The organism is Chloroflexota bacterium (assembly GCA_020161265.1).
GTDB lineage: Bacteria > Chloroflexota > Chloroflexia > Chloroflexales > Herpetosiphonaceae > Herpetosiphon.
This window is the reverse complement of record JAIUOC010000007.1, coordinates 259,356-275,776: the sequence shown is the minus strand read 5'-3', so window position 1 is coordinate 275,776 and position 16,421 is coordinate 259,356. Positions and strand designations below refer to the sequence as shown.

Annotated in this window: 14 protein-coding genes; 8 read left to right on the top strand and 6 right to left on the bottom strand. The window is 48.8% G+C overall.

Going from position 1 to position 16,421, the window contains the following annotated elements; genetic code table 11:
- Positions 1–9 precede the first annotated feature (9 nt).
- Both LCH85_17160 and LCH85_17155 read left to right on the top strand, forming a co-directional pair.
- Positions 10–693 (top strand): ABC transporter ATP-binding protein, encoded by a 684-nt coding sequence (locus tag LCH85_17160; protein ID MCA0353725.1) that lies wholly within the window; start codon positions 10–12, stop codon positions 691–693.
- On the top strand, positions 690–3,329 hold the full coding sequence (locus LCH85_17155) for an ABC transporter permease (protein MCA0353724.1): 2,640 nt from the start codon (positions 690–692) through the stop codon (positions 3,327–3,329). The genes LCH85_17160 and LCH85_17155 overlap by 4 nt, the downstream gene beginning before the upstream one ends.
- A 78-nt stretch (positions 3,330–3,407) precedes the next feature.
- On the opposite strand, the gene LCH85_17150 is transcribed toward LCH85_17155, so the two are convergent.
- Both LCH85_17150 and LCH85_17145 read right to left on the bottom strand, forming a co-directional pair.
- Entirely contained in the window at positions 3,408–4,934 is a 1,527-nt protein-coding gene (locus tag LCH85_17150; protein MCA0353723.1) for a hypothetical protein, read from the bottom strand.
- A 71-nt stretch (positions 4,935–5,005) separates the two neighbouring features.
- A complete protein-coding gene (locus LCH85_17145) occupies positions 5,006–6,712 on the bottom strand; it encodes a hypothetical protein (protein MCA0353722.1) in 1,707 nt (568 codons plus the stop codon).
- A gap of 391 nt (positions 6,713–7,103) precedes the next feature.
- Here LCH85_17145 and LCH85_17140 point away from each other — a divergent pair, with 391 nt between their 5' ends.
- Genes LCH85_17140 through LCH85_17130 form a run of 3 tightly spaced genes read left to right on the top strand, consistent with a single transcriptional unit; the run spans position 7,104 to position 10,911 of the window.
- Positions 7,104–8,243, top strand: coding sequence for an iron ABC transporter substrate-binding protein (locus LCH85_17140; GenBank protein MCA0353721.1), 1,140 nt, complete (start codon positions 7,104–7,106; stop codon positions 8,241–8,243).
- 36 nt (positions 8,244–8,279) lie between these two features.
- On the top strand, positions 8,280–9,872 hold the full coding sequence (locus LCH85_17135) for an iron ABC transporter permease (GenBank protein ID MCA0353720.1): 1,593 nt from the start codon (positions 8,280–8,282) through the stop codon (positions 9,870–9,872).
- A 10-nt stretch (positions 9,873–9,882) separates the two neighbouring features.
- The gene (locus LCH85_17130) at positions 9,883–10,911 is read left to right on the top strand and encodes an ABC transporter ATP-binding protein (GenBank protein MCA0353719.1); all 1,029 of its coding nucleotides are present in this window, start codon (positions 9,883–9,885) and stop codon (positions 10,909–10,911) included.
- A gap of 3 nt (positions 10,912–10,914) precedes the next feature.
- Here LCH85_17130 and LCH85_17125 read toward each other — a convergent pair whose 3' ends face one another.
- Entirely contained in the window at positions 10,915–11,952 is a 1,038-nt protein-coding gene (locus LCH85_17125; GenBank protein MCA0353718.1) for an HAF repeat-containing protein, read from the bottom strand.
- 335 nt (positions 11,953–12,287) lie between these two features.
- On the bottom strand, positions 12,288–12,824 hold the full coding sequence (locus LCH85_17120) for an inorganic diphosphatase (protein ID MCA0353717.1): 537 nt from the start codon (positions 12,822–12,824) through the stop codon (positions 12,288–12,290).
- A gap of 183 nt (positions 12,825–13,007) precedes the next feature.
- On the opposite strand from LCH85_17120, the gene LCH85_17115 reads away from it, so the two are divergent.
- The gene (locus tag LCH85_17115; protein MCA0353716.1) at positions 13,008–14,435 is read left to right on the top strand and encodes a nitronate monooxygenase; all 1,428 of its coding nucleotides are present in this window, start codon (positions 13,008–13,010) and stop codon (positions 14,433–14,435) included.
- Between the two features lie 68 nt (positions 14,436–14,503).
- Here the strand turns inward: LCH85_17115 and LCH85_17110 are convergent, their stop codons facing one another.
- Positions 14,504–14,737, bottom strand: coding sequence for a hypothetical protein (locus LCH85_17110; GenBank protein MCA0353715.1), 234 nt, complete (start codon positions 14,735–14,737; stop codon positions 14,504–14,506).
- Positions 14,738–14,761: 24 nt separating this feature from the next.
- A complete protein-coding gene (locus LCH85_17105; GenBank protein ID MCA0353714.1) occupies positions 14,762–15,040 on the bottom strand; it encodes a hypothetical protein in 279 nt (92 codons plus the stop codon).
- 387 nt (positions 15,041–15,427) lie between these two features.
- On the opposite strand from LCH85_17105, the gene LCH85_17100 reads away from it, so the two are divergent.
- On the top strand, positions 15,428–15,967 hold the full coding sequence (locus tag LCH85_17100; protein MCA0353713.1) for a hypothetical protein: 540 nt from the start codon (positions 15,428–15,430) through the stop codon (positions 15,965–15,967).
- Between the two features lie 96 nt (positions 15,968–16,063).
- Positions 16,064–16,261 (top strand): hypothetical protein, encoded by a 198-nt coding sequence (locus LCH85_17095; protein ID MCA0353712.1) that lies wholly within the window; start codon positions 16,064–16,066, stop codon positions 16,259–16,261.
- Positions 16,262–16,421: the final 160 nt, after the last annotated feature.

The window sequence follows — 16,421 nt, the reverse complement described above, 5'->3', positions numbered from 1 at the left end:
ATCCAAAGCATGGAAATTCTTAATGTGCACAAGCTTTCGAAGGTTTATGGCAAAGGCGCTACCCAAATCAAAGCGATCGATAATGTTAGTTTCAGCGTAACCAAAGGCGAATTTGTCGCGATCGTTGGTGCTTCTGGCTCAGGTAAATCGACATTGCTCCATATTCTTGGCGGCGTGGATACACCAAGTTCTGGCCAAGTGTTGGTGAATGGCACGGATATCTGTGCTCTCGACCAAACCAGACTGGCGATTTTTCGCCGTCAGCAGATTGGCCTGATTTACCAATTCTATAATCTGATTCCGATTCTCAACGTTGAAGAAAATATTACCCTACCGCTGCTTTTGGATCAGCGCAGTTTAGACCAAGCACGTCTCAAAGAGCTTATGGATACGTTGGGATTGACTGAACGAAGCACCCATCTGCCCAATCAGCTTTCTGGTGGTCAGCAACAGCGGGTTTCGATCGGCAGGGCACTGATTAATACTCCGGCGTTAATGTTGGCCGATGAGCCGACGGGCAATCTTGATAGCACCACATCAAAGGAGATTATCGCGCTGCTCAAACAATCCAACCAGCGTTATCAACAAACCTTGATTATCGTGACCCACGACCGCAAGATTGCCGAACAAGCTGATCGGATTATTACCTTTGGTGATGGACGAATTATGAGCGATGAGGTGCTGCAAGCATGAATATGTTAACCAGTTATACGCTCAGGTATTTACGCCTCAACCGCAAGCGCACAGCCGCAACCATTCTAGGCGTGATCTTATCGTCGGCGCTGATCTGTGGGGTGTTTTTGCTGGGCCTGAGTTTTCAGAAGGTCATGATTGAGCATGAGATATTTATGGCTGGCAATTGGCATGCTCGTTTTCCCGCTGTGCCTTTTGCTAAGGCCAAGACGCTTGCCGAAAATCATTTGGTTCAGACGGCGATGCTCAGCAAGCCGCTGGGCGTGGCAACCTATGGTAGTCATAATAAGGTTCGGCCTTATCTTTATCTGACTGCTTATGATCCAGATTCTTTCCAACATCAATCAATTAGGTTGATCACTGGGCGTTTGCCCCAAAAAGCCGATGAGTTGCTGATTTCGCCGCTTATGATCAAAGATTCTGGCCTCGATTTGCAAGCTGGGGCTACGGTGCAACTCAATTTTGGTCGGCGCAATATCCCCGATTATGCCGAGAAGGTCAAGGCTTGGGGGGGCGAAGCCTATGTAGCGTTAGATGATGGCGAGAATTTTATGCCAACAGTCACTAAAACGTATACAGTGGTTGGCCTGATGGCTCCCTTAGCCGATGAAACGAGCATGCTGGCAGCGTTTCCGGCGTTTACCTATCTTGATCAGGCACAATTGACGGCGACGACTGCTGTGGATGTGGCGATTTTGGCGCATAATCCATCGAGCATTAACAGCGATGCTCCAGCAATTGCCAAAGCTGCCGACCTCAGCATAATTTCGGCTACGCCAAACATTAGCTACAATGAGCGCTTATTGCCTTGGTTGGGCGCTAGTGGACAATCCACGTATGTGCGTTTCTTTGTGATTATTCGGGCTACGCTGATCACATTAATTGTAGGTGGCTCGGCGTTGGTCATTTACAATGCTTTTGCGATTTCGATCGGTGAACGTAAAAGGCAATTTGGTATGTTTGCTAGCATTGGTGCGAGCGCCGCTCAAATTCGCCGAATTGTCTTGACCGAGGCGCTCGTTATTGCTGCAATCGGGATTCCCTTGGGCATTCTGGGAGCTATCGCAGGGGTAGCGGTACTGTTGCAGCTAACTCGTGGCATTGTTTCGCAATTAATTCTTGATGCTGAACAAGGTATGACGCTAGTGCTTTCGCCGCTAGTGCTTGGCTTGACTGGGTTATTTTCAATTGTAACGATTCTGCTTTCGGCTTGGGTTCCTGCGCGGCGAGCCTCGCAGATTTCACCGATTGCTGCTATTCGTCAGAGTGAAGCGATTCAAACGGCTAAACCGCTCAATCTGCGCACTAGCCCGCTGATTCGGCGGGTGTTTGGGATTGAAGCTGAGCTTGCCCTCAAATCGCTGAAGCGTGATCGTAAAAAATACGTTACCACTGTGCTTTCACTGATGATCAGCATTGTGCTATTTGTGGCTTTCAATGCACTCATGCTCTACACCACCACCATCAACAGGAAGGCCAGCCAAGCGATGAATTTCGATTTGATCATCGATCTTGATTATCGCCAAAGCCATGCCAAGAATTTTGCTGATTTGGTGAGCCAGTTACCTGAAGTGCAGCGAGTTACTTATAGACGCTGTACCTATCAGCCGTATATCCCTTCGCGCGAGGTGATTACCGATCAAGCCTATCAAGCCTTAAACGACTTGACCGCGCTTAAATTTGAAAATCTCCCTCGCGCCGTCGATGGTGGTACGTTTCAGTTTGTGCTCGAAGTATGTGCGGTTGGCCCAAGCGAGTTTGCCCATTATCTCGCCCAGCTTGGCCTTGATCCTGCGCAATATTCCGATCCAGCAGCACCACGTGGAATTCTACTCAATCACACCAGTTTGCGCCAAGGCGGTAAGTTGTATGATTTTGATCTATTTAATCTAAAGCCTGGCGATAGCATAACGGTTTCAGCCCAAACAGGGAGCGTAGCACCAACCAGCTTAACATGGACTATTGGCGCAGTGACCCAAGCAACCCCAGTGGGCTTTATGGGGATAACCCTTGTTGCTGATTTATTCGTTTCCGATGCCGTTTTTGATGGTTTGAGTGAGCAATTATTGCAATTAGGGCCAATCAATCCTGGGGCGATGTATGTGCAGAGCGATAATCCAGCAGCAGCACTAGCGGCGATCGAACGGCTCTACACAACGACGATTGGTGGTAATTTTGCATATTATGCAGTTGATCAGCTGAATAATAGCAGCAATTTGCAGCAACTGCTGATCAAGATCGGTTTCTATGGATTTCTAACTCTAATTACGTTGATTGGCGTGATCAATATCATCAACACGCTCGACACCAACATTAAATTGCGGCGGCGCGAGATTGCTATGCTTAAGTCGGTAGGCCTTACCCCAGCTGGATTCCGTCGCATGTTGCGCTATGAAAGTCTATTTTATGGCCTGACTGCACTGATGTATGGACTGCCGTTGGGAATAGCGTTGAGTGGGTTCATTTATTACCAATTTGGCGATGGGGTTGGCACATTTACCTTTACCTTGCCTTGGGCTGCAATTGCAGTTTGTGTGCTGGGTACTCTCGCGCTGGTGTTCGCAACCATGCTGATCTCTGGCGCGATGATCCGCAACGATCCAATTGTCGATACGATCAAAGCCGAAAATATTTAAGTGACGGCTTCCAAGCCGTCACTCGCTGCGGCAAGAACCCTCGATAATCGCAATTTCTAAGCTGTCGCGGCCCAAGCCTTAGCGGTGGCAATTGCGACAGATACGCGGCGTTTGATGATATTGTTCAAGTTGAGCCACTGAGAATTGCTCACTTGGGGTTAGTTTGGCGCTCTTGCAATTATTGCTAGCAAAGCTATCGGGGGTATCAGCATTATCGAACATAAAGCTAAAATTGCTGGCCAGCGTGGGGTTGCAACCAGCCTTGGCGCTGGCCGCAACGTTGGCATAAACATGGCAATTTAAGCAATCTTGCTGTTGAACATAGGTCTCCATGGTGGTGTTGCTGACGTTTTGCGGGCCACTTGAGGTAAATTGGAATTGGCTGATATTAATTGGTGCGGTTGCTCCAGCACCAGGTTGCCCTACCAAACTGGCTTTGGGCCAACGGACATTGACTAATTGATAATATTGCCAAACTGAATCGCTGTTGGTTTGAGCAATCAAGGTTTGAACCGCTTGATTCAGGCTGACCACATCGCTGGGCAGCGGCAAAACTCGCTCAACTTGAACCGGCTCTAAGGTTGGAACACCTGGTGGAGTGGCGGTTGGCAAGGGAGTTGCGTTTGGGCTACATGGGTCGGGCAAGGCACAAACTGGGTTATAAAAACTATAGGCTTGTTGCTCGGGCAAGCTGGATTGAGGCACATTGTCAATTTGCTCGAAAGTTGACCACATCAATTGTTGCATATTCGGGGTGCGCCGAATGATGTGCAAGCCAACTAAACCCATGGTTGTCGGGCCAACACAGGTATTGGTATCAGCATCGTAAAGCATGGCGAGGGTGGTTTTATAGCGATTGGTGATGTTGCTTGGCTGATTATCAAGGATTCGCCAAGCCGCCTTAATTTCGATTGCCCCATCGCTGCCATAGCTGCTCGTACCAACTGGCAGCATAATGCCTTGGGTTTGGGCAACGTTGGCCTGCACATCAGCGTTATACAGCAAGGTTTGAGTAATGTACTCAAATTCATCGCGGTTCATACGTTTTTCGTAATGCACCATATTGCTTTGTTGATCGACCAGAATTTCGCCGCTAGCTTGAAGTGAATCGGGAATCAAATCGTCGAATTTTGAACCCATATTCAATACTTTGATATCTGGTAAATTGCGGCCAGCTAGTTGGGGCTGGCATGGCGATGGGATGAGATCGTTGGCATTCCAAGCGGCGGGAGTTTGGGCTTTCGGCAAAAAGACATCAGTATTAAGTTTGTAGGTTTGCCAAACCGTTGGCGCAAGATCATTTGGCTCGCCAAAACTGCCAGCAGGCTGGTTCTGGTCGGGCTGACCACGCTCGTTGGGGTCGGCATCCCAATTGAGGGCGATGAAATTTTGCCAAGCAAAGCAATTAACGACGCTTTGTTCGCTAATGATGATATCGGCTGGTAGGGTTGCGCTAATGCTTGGTTGATTGAAACTACAGCTAAAAGTTGGTGGTGCTGCTCCAACGAGATTTGGCGCTGGAACAACCGTGGATGTACTTGCGCCACAGCCAACGAGCCACCAAATTAATAGCAAACTGGTTAGGCTTTGTTTGCGGGTTTGCATTGCAATTGCTCCGATCTGAAGCAACAAGCACGGCATGGGCCGTGCTTGCTTGCTGAGTTAATCAATCAATTTTAGGCGTTAGCAACAATATTCAAGAGACCTGGAAGCCATGGTACACCGCCAATTGGCGCTTCTTTATCGAGATTAACCACCCGCAGATTGCGATCACCCAGTGGCGCATTGGCATCGATCTTCAAGGTAAACAGATAGACTTGGGTGCTACCGCCAGAGGTTTGGCCCGGCGAACCAGAGTTATCGTTGATATATTGTTCGATCACGACTGGCTCGATGCCATCAGGCGGTGAAAATTCGATGCTGGCGTTTTCTAAGCCGCCCTGCACAACCAGCGCCATCAAGGTGCTTGAACCTTGGGGCACGCTCGGCGAGAGATCGATCGGGCTGTTGGCTTGGTAGAGATCGTTGGGCAGAAATTGAACTGGCCATGGCTGTAAATTTGGATAGGTACTATCCATCACGACCACACATGGCCGCGGATGTTGTGGTACTGGATTGCTGCCACTGGTTGGCAATGGCGCGGTGCTTGCTCGCAAAGCAATCATAAAGCTGCGGGCAATTTGGCCAGCCCATTGCAATGGCTCTTGCTTACCCGTTTGTGAGTCGGTAATCAAAATATCACTGGCCTGCATACCTTCGGGAACGGTAAAGATGGCATGCAAAATTGAGTCGTTGCCATTGCCTGGGCTAACCCGATTGACCTCGCCTCTCGTCACTTGCCATAAATTTGCCACTGGATAATCGGGCTGATTTTTCACCGCCCATAATTTGGTATTGGGGCTTTGAATATACAAGCCAACTGGATCGGTCAGTGTGATCGCGGTTTGACCATTGACCGCCACTTGATTGGCTAATTGCCCAATGTGTGGGTCGCTATTGCGGCGAGGTCGGCCATATTGGCTACAACAAATCAACGTTTGGGGGTCGGTATTGCCACAGGTGCGGGCAATTGTCGCGGCAGCAGCTAGATACATTTCAGCACTAAGTGTGTTGGGTCCGCTGGTCAAGTGCATTGCACCACCACGATCTGTCAATTGTGTAGTATCGCGATTCCATTTATTGGTTGGATCATAGGCATAATCGTTGGTCAATGGGTCGAATACAGGCTTGCCATTGGAATCGAGCAAATACAAATCTTCGCGCTGAACCGCTGGATTGATTATTTGCTGATAGAGTTTGACCACCAGATCGGGATTAACTCGCCATAAGGTGAACCAATAGGCAGGATTTTCACAGGTGAACATGACGCTACGCAATTGGCCATCGGGATCATAGCGAATGCTCCACTCACAATATTCATCAAGCCAGCCGCGTGAGCCAGTTGGAGTGTAGCCAATTAATGTGCCCTGCCAGTTATTGTTAGGACAAAGCTGTTGTGGTACTTGCAAATTGCCGATCGGAGTTGTTACTCCATTAATCGTAATCGCGCCAGCATCAGCTAGCGCAAAAATTTGGTCGGTGCTCAGTTGCTCGTTGGCAGGTGCTTGAGGATCTTGGAAGAAGTTAAATAATCGATTGGGAAACGGATTCCATGTGATCGGCACAGGATTGCCAGGATTCAACGAGGTGGTTAGTGGATTGACATAATAGTAGCGATTGTCATCATACTGGTTTGACCAAGGATTGCCAACAATCGATTGATTGGTCCAGCGATTGAGATTGTTGTTCCATTGCTCGTTGAACTGGTCAAGGCCATCAAGGTCGTTGCCAAAATCTTTTTCAGCTTGATACCCCGGCGAATGGAAGCGTTCCAAGGTTGCCATTGAGCATACTCCTTTCGGTTAACCGCTCTTCCCAACCACTGTGGCAGGTCGCATGCATACTGAATTAGGGTTATGCTGAAATGGGCATGCCCCTCGTGGTGTAACGCAGGTAATCAATGTTTCCATGGCTGATTGCTTAATTAACGTTGCACTTGATTCAATCTTGAACATGATTAATTAAGTTTTAGCAATTAAAAAATAATCAGCCAAATTGTATACTATAGTGCTATAATAAAAATCTCCAAGGCGCAATTATTTGACATGAGCAATGGCGGGCGTTATACTTCCGCCTGATAAAAACTGTTTTTTCAGAAGAAATAGTTTTTAGCATATGCATAAATACTTGCTAAAACTTGCTCAATGATCGAGCAAGTTGGCTAAGGAGTACTTCGTGAAACTTGTGCGTTCTTTGATGCTGTTGCTCTGTTTGAGCATTGTGATTGCAGCTTGTGGTGGGGAAGCAACCCCAACGGCTGCCCCAGCACCAACCACCGCCGCAGCAACCCCAACTACCGCTAGCGCAGCCGAGGCTACTGCTACTGTCGAAGTGACCGCTGTTGCTGAGGTTTCGCCAACTGTGCCAACCACCACCACCACTGAGCCAGCTGGCGGCAGTCTGGTCGTGTATTCAGGGCGTTCAGAAAGCTTAGTTGCTCCTTTGTTGGAGCTTTTTACCCAAGAAACTGGGATTGCCGTCGAAGTACGCTATGGCGATACTGCTGAAATGGCCGCGCAAATTCTTGAAGAAGGCGATAATAGCCCAGCCGATGTCTTCTTCGGCCAAGATGCCGGAGCCTTAGGCGCATTGAGCGATCGCTTTGTGCAACTTGATCGGTCATTGTTGAACTTGGTTGATCCACGGTTTGTTTCCAGCGAAGGCACATGGGTTGGTGCTTCGGGTCGTGCTCGGGTTTTGGTTTATAACACCGATGTCTTGACCAGCACCGATTTGCCAGCTTCGATTCTTGATTTGACCAAACCAGAGTGGAAAGGTCGGGTCGCTTGGGCTCCAACCAACGGTTCATTGCAAGCCTTTGTTACCGCATTGCGGGTGAGCCAAGGTGAAGATGTGGCCAAACAATGGCTCGAAGGCATGATTGCCAACGACGTTAAAGTCTATGAATCGAACTCAGCGATTGTCAAAGCCGTTGCGAGTGGCGAAGTTGATACTGGCTTGGTCAATCACTACTACTTGTTTGCCTTGAAAAAAGAGCAACCTGATGCCAAGGCTGCCAACCACTACTTCGGTAATGGCGATATTGGCTCGTTGGTGAATGTGGCTGGTGTGGGTGTGCTCAAAACTGCCAAGAACCCTGAAGCCGCTCAAATCTTTGCTAATTATTTGTTGAGCGACGGTGCCCAACTTTATTTCGCCGATAAAACCAATGAATATCCATTGGTAGCTGGAATTATTACCAACCCAGCAATCAAGCCATTGGGCGAAATTATTACCCCAAACATCGATCTGAGCAATTTGAAAGATTTGCAAGGAACCTTAGAATTGTTGCAAGATGTTGGGGCTATCCAATAAGCACGTGATTGCAAGCCTAGCTTGCTAGATTGAGCTATGGTTTTTAAACATTTGCGCTTTCGATCTGGCCGTTGGTCAGCACTGTTCTTAACGATCAGTGCTGGCCTGATTGCGTTAATTATGGTTTTGCCAGTTGGCTATTTGCTGTTACGCACCAGTGAGGCCGGCTCGGCAGCATGGGCTCAATTACAACGCCCTAGCACCTTGCGAGTGTTTACTGGCTCGGCGCTGTTGGCGATCACGGTGACTGCTGGCTCGCTCTTGATCGGTTTGCCCTTAGCTTGGCTTACCACTCGCACCAATTTACCAGGAGCGCGAATTTGGCTAACATTAATTATGCTGCCAATGGCGATTCCTTCGTACATCGGGGCTTGGGCGATTATTGCGGTGCTCGGGCCACGTGGCTTAGTGCAGCAATGGCTCGAACCGTTGGGGATTGAGCGCTTGCCCGAAGTCTATGGCTTTTGGGGCGCTGCCGGAGCATTGATTCTGTTTGGCTATCCTTACATTGTGTTAAATGTGCGGGTTGCCTTGCGCAAACTCGACCCTGCGCTAGAAGAAGCCGCCCGATCACTTGGTCAACGCTCAAGCCATATTTTTTGGCGGATCACGCTGCCACAGTTGCGGCCAGCCTTGGCAGCAGGCAGTTTATTGGTGATCTTATATGCCTTGAGCGATTTCGGGGCAGTTTCGTTGTTGCGTTACAATTCGTTTACGCGAGCGATTTATCTGCAATATCGGGCCTCATTTGATCGAACTGGGGCGGCGGTGTTATCGTTGTTGCTGGTTGGTTTGGCCTGTGGTTTGTTGGCTGCCGAAGCCTTGAGTCGTGGCCGTGCCCGTTATTATCGCTCGTCGGCGGGAGTTAGTCGCCAACCCAAATTGGTCGGATTAGGGGTTTGGCGTTGGCCTGCCTTAATCTTTTGCGCAATTGTGGTGCTGTTTGCCGTCGTTTTGCCAATTGTGGCAATCGTGGCGTGGTTGATTATCGGTCTGCGTGCAGGCCAAAGCTGGAATTTACAACTAACCGATTTAGCCAATTCGTTGCTGGCTGCGAGTTTAGCCGCCTTGGTCACGATTGTTTTGGCCTTTCCAGTGGTGTTCTTGGCCGTGCGCTATCCCAGCCGTTTGACCAGTTTGATCGAGCGGGCAACCTATGTTGGTTATGCGCTGCCTGGAATTGTAGTGGCGCTAGCCTTGGTTTTTTGGGGTGCGAATTATCTGCCTTGGGCCTACCAAACCTTGGGTTTGTTGATTTTGGCCTATGCTGTGCGCTTTTTGCCGCAAGCGATTGGCAGCCTACGCACTAGTTTGTTGCAAATTAATCCGCGTTTAGAAGAAGCTGGGCGTTCGCTGGGGCAGCCAGCTTGGCGAGTGGTGCTGAGTGTCACCCTGCCATTATTACGGCCAGGCATTATTTCTGGTGCAGCTTTGGTATTTCTATCAACCTTGAAAGAATTACCAGCAACCTTGCTATTGGGGCCAACTGGCTTTCATACCTTGGCTACCGATATTTGGAACAACACCGCCGAATTACGGTTTTCCCAGACCGCTTTACCAGCGTTATTGTTGATGGTCGCAGCAGGTGCTTCGTTGGCATTGCTGTTGGCCAATGAACGCAAGACGTGAGATCACAACCATGCAAACAGCCAATTTAGCCATTAACTGTCGGGGAATTAGCAAAACCTTCAATGCTACCACCGTTCTAGATCAGGTTGATTTTCAGTTGCCCCAAGGCAGTTTGGGGGCGTTGCTTGGGCCTTCGGGCTGCGGTAAAACTACCTTACTACGCTTGATTGCTGGTTTTGAAACGCTTGATCAAGGCCAGATTTGGCTTGGCGAGCGCGAAATTGCCAATAGCAAAAGCCAAGTTCCGCCTGAGCAACGCCAGATTGGTATGGTGTTTCAAGAATATGCGTTGTTTCCCCATTTGACAGTTGGCCAAAATATTGGCTATGGCTTGGGTCGTCAAGCTCACAAACCGCAACGGATTGACGAATTACTAGAATTAGTTGGCTTGACGGGTTTGGCTCAGCGCATGCCGCATGAGCTTTCGGGTGGTCAGCAACAGCGGGTCGCTTTAGCTCGTGCTTTAGCGCCCAAACCTCAATTATTGCTACTCGATGAGCCGTTTTCCAACCTCGATGCAGGTCTGCGCGACCAAGTGCGCACGGCTACCAAACAGATTTTGCGCCAAGTTGGGGCGACGGCCCTGTTTGTAACTCATGATCAAGAAGAAGCCTTGAGTTTAGCTGATCAAGTGACCGTGATGCTTGGGGGCAAGGTTTTGCAAAGTGCTACTCCGCATGAACTTTATTTGCGCCCAACCAGCCGAGCCGTGGCCGAATTTGTGGGTGAGGCTAACTTTTTGCCTGGGGTTGCGCGAGAAAATCGGGTTGAGTGCGCTTTAGGTCAATTGCTCTTAACCAAACCAATGCATGGCCCAGTCACCTTGATGATTCGGCCTGAAGCGCTGAATCTTATGCCCGATTCCAATGGGCATGGCCAAATTTTAGGCCAACGTTTTTATGGCCACGATCAACTGCTTGATCTGCAAATTGGCGATTTGATGATTGCGGCACGAACTGGCCCACGGCTTGATCTCGCGCCCAAGATGCAGGTGAGCGTGAGTGTTCAGGGGCCAGTTGTCGCATTTCAAACAGCCTAGTTGCTATTGCTCAAGCTGCCAGAGTGTGCCGACAGTGGTGGATGAAATATCATCACTGGCGATATCGTAGCCGATAATTTGATTGGCTTCGTTAATTGAGGTTGCGATGGTTTGATGTTCGTTTGGGCCTTGGCTAAATGGCCCCATGCGCAGAACTGTGCCGTTGCGCCAAACGGTTGCGGCCAATGGAGTGCTATCATCGCCAGTAAAGCCAACAATGATCCCAGCATCATTAATATCGTTGGCACTGCTATATTGATTCAGGCCTGCACTTAAATCAGTAGTTACGCCGTTTTGCCATAAGAAGGCATGGCGTTGGCCATCGCTCAATTCCATCATGCCGACTACTTGCTCGCTGTTATTGACGGCATAGGCATAACTTTTGACCCCAGGCACACCAAGATCAATCAGCGTACCATTTTTCCACATACAGGCCCGCGTTTCGCCATTGGCATTGGTGCTCCAACCAACAATCACCTTATTGTCGTTGATTTCGTTGGCAGTGCTGTAGTTGCCGCCAAGCGTGCCAAGGTCGCTCATAGTGCCGCGATACCACATAAAAGCATGGGTTGCACCATTGCTGGTGGTGCTACGCCCAACCACCCGTTCACCATTACTCACATCGAGCGCGGTGCTGACGCTGCCACCAAGTGTACCCAGGTCGAGCATTACCCCTTCGCGCCAATAGAAAGCACGACGTTGATTATTACTGGTGGTGCTTTCGCCGACCACATAACCCGTGTCGTTGATGCCATAACCATAGCTTTGATCGCCGCCAAGCGTGCCAAGATCAGTCATGGTGCCCCGCCGCCAAACAAAAGCACGGATTTCCGAGAACTCGGTTTCTGCGGTGCCAGCAATTCGCCCAAAATCATTAATATCGCTGGGGTAGCTATCGTGACCGCCTAGGGTGCCAAGGCTTTGGTAGCTATAGCCTGGGCTTGGGCTTTGTGCTTGAATAGTAGGAGTTTGAAGTTGTAAACCTGCGAATATGCTAATTGTCAATACGCCAAAACTTACGATTTTTCCAAGTGAAGCCATCGATCCATCCTCCGGGAACTCTGCTTGGAAAGATTGTCATGCTAAAATGAAGAGTTTGTTGGTTAATGTCAGTTTGACTAATGGGCTGATTATGCGCCATGACTTACAGATGAGAGTCTGGGAGCATAGAACAGAGAGCATAGAACAGAGAGCATAAGTATGATGGTTTTTTTGGCAAAGGGCTGGAATTGAGGAAATACCAGCATTTGTTGCATGAGCCAGAGAATAATAGGATTAGAAATTCAGGGGTTAGGCATTAGTGCCGACTATCGGCTATGCGACAGCTATGCCCCTCGCCGATTGCTACAGGCGAGGGGCATAGTGAAAAAACTTGCTTATTCAGCTTTGCGGAAATTTTCGTTGTACAGTTGAATCGAGGCTTGAACGCGTTGCTTGGCAGCCTCGGCTCCTTGCCATTCGCCAACTTCTACCGTTTTGTTTTCCAAGGCTTTGTACGAAGCAAAGAATTGGGTCACTTCTTTGATGAAGTGGGGTGGCACATCAGCCAAATCTTTGATATTGGCAAAATAGGGGTCATTGGCTGGCACTGCTAAAATTTTATCGTCGTTTTCGCCGCCGTCGATCATGCCAAACACGCCGATTGGGCGGGCTTCAACCAAACAACCAGGGAAGGTTGGGAAGTTGAGCAACAAAATCACATCCAGCGGATCGCCATCTTCGCAGTAGGTTTGGGGAATCAAGCCATAATCGCCTGGGTAGTAGACGGCTGATGAAAGCACCCGATCAAGCTTGACCAAACCGGTATCTTTATCGATTTCATACTTGTTGCGTGAGCCACGGGGAATTTCAATCACAACGTTAATAACTTCTGGCGCATCGTCGCCAAATGGCACATCATGCCAAATATTCACAGGGAATTCCTCCATAAATGCGTTGTCAAAACGGCGCAACTATACCACGTTTTTAGCCTAATGCAATGCGTTTGACGCACTGCATTGTAGAGAAATCTGCCACAAGGGGCTATAATTCACTACGTTGTGGCTACTAGCATAGCATACAATCACGCAATAGCTTACTAAACATGGAGCAGCCTCATGCGTTTTCCCATTGTAATTCAAGGCGGAATGGGTGTCGCCGTATCTGATTGGCGGCTGGCCAAGGCCGTTGCAAGTGCAGGTCAACTTGGCGTAGTTTCTGGAACAGGGATCAATGTAGTGCTTGCTCGGCGTTTGCAAGAGGGCGATCGCGATGGGGCGATGCGTCGAGCGCTGGCTCAGTTCCCAATTGCTGGCTATGTCGAGCGCATTCTTGATCGCTACTTTATAGAAGGCGGCAAGCCCGCCGATCAGCCATATAAAGCTGTGCCGATGTACACCGCCGTGCCTTCAGCTGAATGGCAAATTTTGAATGTTGTGGCCTCGTTTGTTGAGGTATTTCTGGCCAAGGAAGGCCATACTGGGGTTGTGGGCATCAATTTGCTCGAAAAGGTGCAAATGCCCAATCTATCGGCCTTATATGGGGCAATGTTGGCCAATGTTGATTATGTGCTGATGGGTGCGGGCATTCCGCGCGAAATTCCTGGCGTGCTTGATCAGTTTGCGGTTGGCGAGGCTGCTAGCCTAAATATTTATGTTGAGCAAGCTGGGGCAGACGATAAATTGGCTGTGCATTTTGATCCACGCGAGATGTTCGATAAGCCGCCAGCGACGCTCAAACGCCCAGAATTTTTGGCGATTATTGCCTCGAATACCTTGGCGATTGCCTTGGCCAAAAAAGCTACCGGCAAAGTTAATGGCTTTATTGTGGAAGGCCCGACCGCTGGCGGTCACAATGCTCCGCCACGTGGTCAAGCGGTTTTCAACGAACGCGGCGAGCCTGTTTATGGTCAGCGCGATGTGGTCGATTTGGTCAAATTGCAAGATTTAGGGCTGCCCTTTTGGCTAGCTGGCTCATATGGTTCGCCTGATCGTTTGGCTGAAGCCTTGGCCAGCGGCGCGGTTGGTATCCAAGTTGGTACAGCCTTCGCCTTATCGAATGATTCGGGCTTTAGCCCTGAAATTCGTCAATCGTTATTAAATGATATTGCCAACGATAGTTTGACGATTTTTACTGATGCCTTGGCCTCACCAACTGGTTTTCCATTTAAAGTTGCCGAACTCAACACGACGCTGGCCTTGGAACCAACTTACAAAGAACGGCCACGCATCTGCGATTTAGGCTATTTGCGCGTGGCCTACCCACGTGAAGATGGCACGATGGGCTTTCGTTGTCCGGCTGAGCCAGTTGATCAATATGTCAAAAAAGGCGGCGATATCAACGATACAACTGGGCGAAAATGTTTGTGCAATGCGTTGTTTGCCAACATTGGCATGCCCCAGCAGCGCAAAGAGTATACCGAGCAGCCCTTGGTGACGCTGGGCGATGATATCAAAACCGTTTCGGCCTTGCTCGAATTGCATCCCCAAGGCTTTAGCGCAGTGGATGTGTTGGAATATTTGCTGGCCGCAGTGCCACAGCAATAAACCAAATTCAATTACTTGATAATTAAAGGCAGCAGCAATCATGGTGGTGATTGCTGCTGCTTTTTTGGTTAAACGGCCAACGTTGGTGGCGTTGATGGGGTAAATTGGGCAACCATTTGCTCTAAAACCGTGGTCATTGTTTCATCAAAGGCTGTGTCATTGGTCAAAGTAGCAAATAAAACGTTAGCGCAGGCACAAACTTGGCTATCAACATCGCTTGAGAGATCATCTTGAACCGCGATGGTCATGCTAATTGCGTCGAGTTTCAAAAATAAATCAGCCAACAATCCTTGGATTTGCATGATTAAGCTCCTTTTCTACCGTGATTAAGCACTTTTTACCAAACGGGCTGGGCCAGAAACTTTTGTACTGGCACATAAGGCCTGAATTAAGCGTCGATTGGCGGGGATTTGCTGGCGCAGGGTTAATTGCATAATTTGAATCAACACTTTGGCTTGACGCACGCGCAGGCTTGAAATTGTATGTTGGCTTTGCAATGTCCAAATCATGTGTTCTAGCTCGTGAATTGCGCCTTCTAACGAGGCATAGGGATCGCGAATTTCGGCCAATAATTGATTGAAGCGTTGTTCTTGCTCAGGGGTCATTGCGTTTCCTCCGATAAGCTATCCAATAGTCTCTGCTGTATATAGATGCAGAAACATATTTTTTTTTGCACGCTGCATTCAATTTCATCAAAATTGCTCTAAATTTGGTTTGTTTAGCTTCTCGTTCTCGCATGTTTGGGGCTAACGAACCGTTGATCAATCCTGATTTGCCGTGAAGTTGCAACGATTCTGCAACGATTCTGCAATGCCCTGCTGCCGAAACTTGTTATCGTTTCTAATATACCTAGTTTCATTGGTTGCAACGAATGCAGCAACCAATGAAACTGAATTACGCTTTGGCATTGCTGTGTTGGTCTATGATCAAAACCCCTATTTGAAGAATAAAGTCTATGCTGCATTGACATGGAAACGCTAAAGGAGCTAAACATGCACCATTTAATCAAATTGATATTCATTGTGGTCGTTGGGAGTATGCTAGGAAGTTGTGGGGCAACCACGCCTGCAATCGGCACGGTGATTCCAGTAACCCCAATAATTCAGGTTGATGATCGTTTGTTGAGTTTGGATGACGATTTGTATCACCTTGCCAGTATTGGTGTCATGATTGCCGGAACCCCTAGTGAACAACAATCTATGCTTGGTGTTATTCCACGTGTTTGGAAGCCAAGTGTTTCCACGATTGCGGTTACAAACACACTGATTCTTGGGGTCTTTACAAGTGTCCGAGGAACCAATGGATATGAAGTGACGATTGATGCGGTTGGACTTGATGACACTGTTGTCACGGTACAGGTGATCTATACCACGCCCAAACCAGATCAATTGCTCCAACCAGCAGGGCCGCGAGCCTCCTTCGCGGTGGTTGGGGTTGATCGAAGATTGTTGCCAGCGGCTACCAATCTCACGGTGCGGGTGGTTGATCAAACCAACACCGAAATAGCCAGCCAAACCTATCAAATGCCATAATTCTTCCGAGGAAGGGCTGCATTATCATCGTCTGCTGCTGCCCTTCGATACCAACGCCCTTGCTACCAAGAACTAAGCGCTTGGATGGAGCTGAGTATGCACCATTTAATCAAATTGATATTCATTGTGGTCGTTGGGAGTATGTTGGGAAGTTGTGAGGCAACCACGCCTGCAATCGGCACGGTGATTCCAGTAACTCTAATAACCCAACTTGATGATCGTTTGTTGAGTTTAGATGACGATTTGTATCATCGTATTACATTTGGGGAGCGCATGAAAAAGTCGGGGGCATGAAACGCGATGTCGGACTGCACACACCATGGTGTCGATCATCCCACTGGTTGGGATTTCGAAGCCGAAGTACCCACAGCGGGAGCCATCAGCCCCACCGACCGCTGCCCCCGACATTTTTGCGCTCTCCATATAGCGTTTCATAAAATGAATCTTATATTCA

Excerpts from the sequence above, each read along its gene's own strand:
- LCH85_17130 (MCA0353719.1), top strand. The coding sequence starts at position 9,883 with ATGCAAACAGCCAATTTAGCCATTAACTGTCGGGGAATTAGCAAAACC.
- LCH85_17155 (MCA0353724.1), top strand. The coding sequence starts at position 690 with ATGAATATGTTAACCAGTTATACGCTCAGGTATTTACGCCTCAACCGC.
- LCH85_17115 (MCA0353716.1), top strand. The coding sequence starts at position 13,008 with ATGCGTTTTCCCATTGTAATTCAAGGCGGAATGGGTGTCGCCGTATCT.
- LCH85_17145 (MCA0353722.1), bottom strand. The coding sequence starts at position 6,712 with ATGGCAACCTTGGAACGCTTCCATTCGCCGGGGTATCAAGCTGAAAAA.
- LCH85_17110 (MCA0353715.1), bottom strand. The coding sequence starts at position 14,737 with ATGCAAATCCAAGGATTGTTGGCTGATTTATTTTTGAAACTCGACGCA.
- LCH85_17125 (MCA0353718.1), bottom strand. The coding sequence starts at position 11,952 with ATGGCTTCACTTGGAAAAATCGTAAGTTTTGGCGTATTGACAATTAGC.
- LCH85_17095 (MCA0353712.1), top strand. The coding sequence starts at position 16,064 with ATGCACCATTTAATCAAATTGATATTCATTGTGGTCGTTGGGAGTATG.
- LCH85_17150 (MCA0353723.1), bottom strand. The coding sequence starts at position 4,934 with ATGCAAACCCGCAAACAAAGCCTAACCAGTTTGCTATTAATTTGGTGG.
- LCH85_17135 (MCA0353720.1), top strand. The coding sequence starts at position 8,280 with ATGGTTTTTAAACATTTGCGCTTTCGATCTGGCCGTTGGTCAGCACTG.
- LCH85_17100 (MCA0353713.1), top strand. The coding sequence starts at position 15,428 with ATGCACCATTTAATCAAATTGATATTCATTGTGGTCGTTGGGAGTATG.
- LCH85_17160 (MCA0353725.1), top strand. The coding sequence starts at position 10 with ATGGAAATTCTTAATGTGCACAAGCTTTCGAAGGTTTATGGCAAAGGC.
- LCH85_17105 (MCA0353714.1), bottom strand. The coding sequence starts at position 15,040 with ATGACCCCTGAGCAAGAACAACGCTTCAATCAATTATTGGCCGAAATT.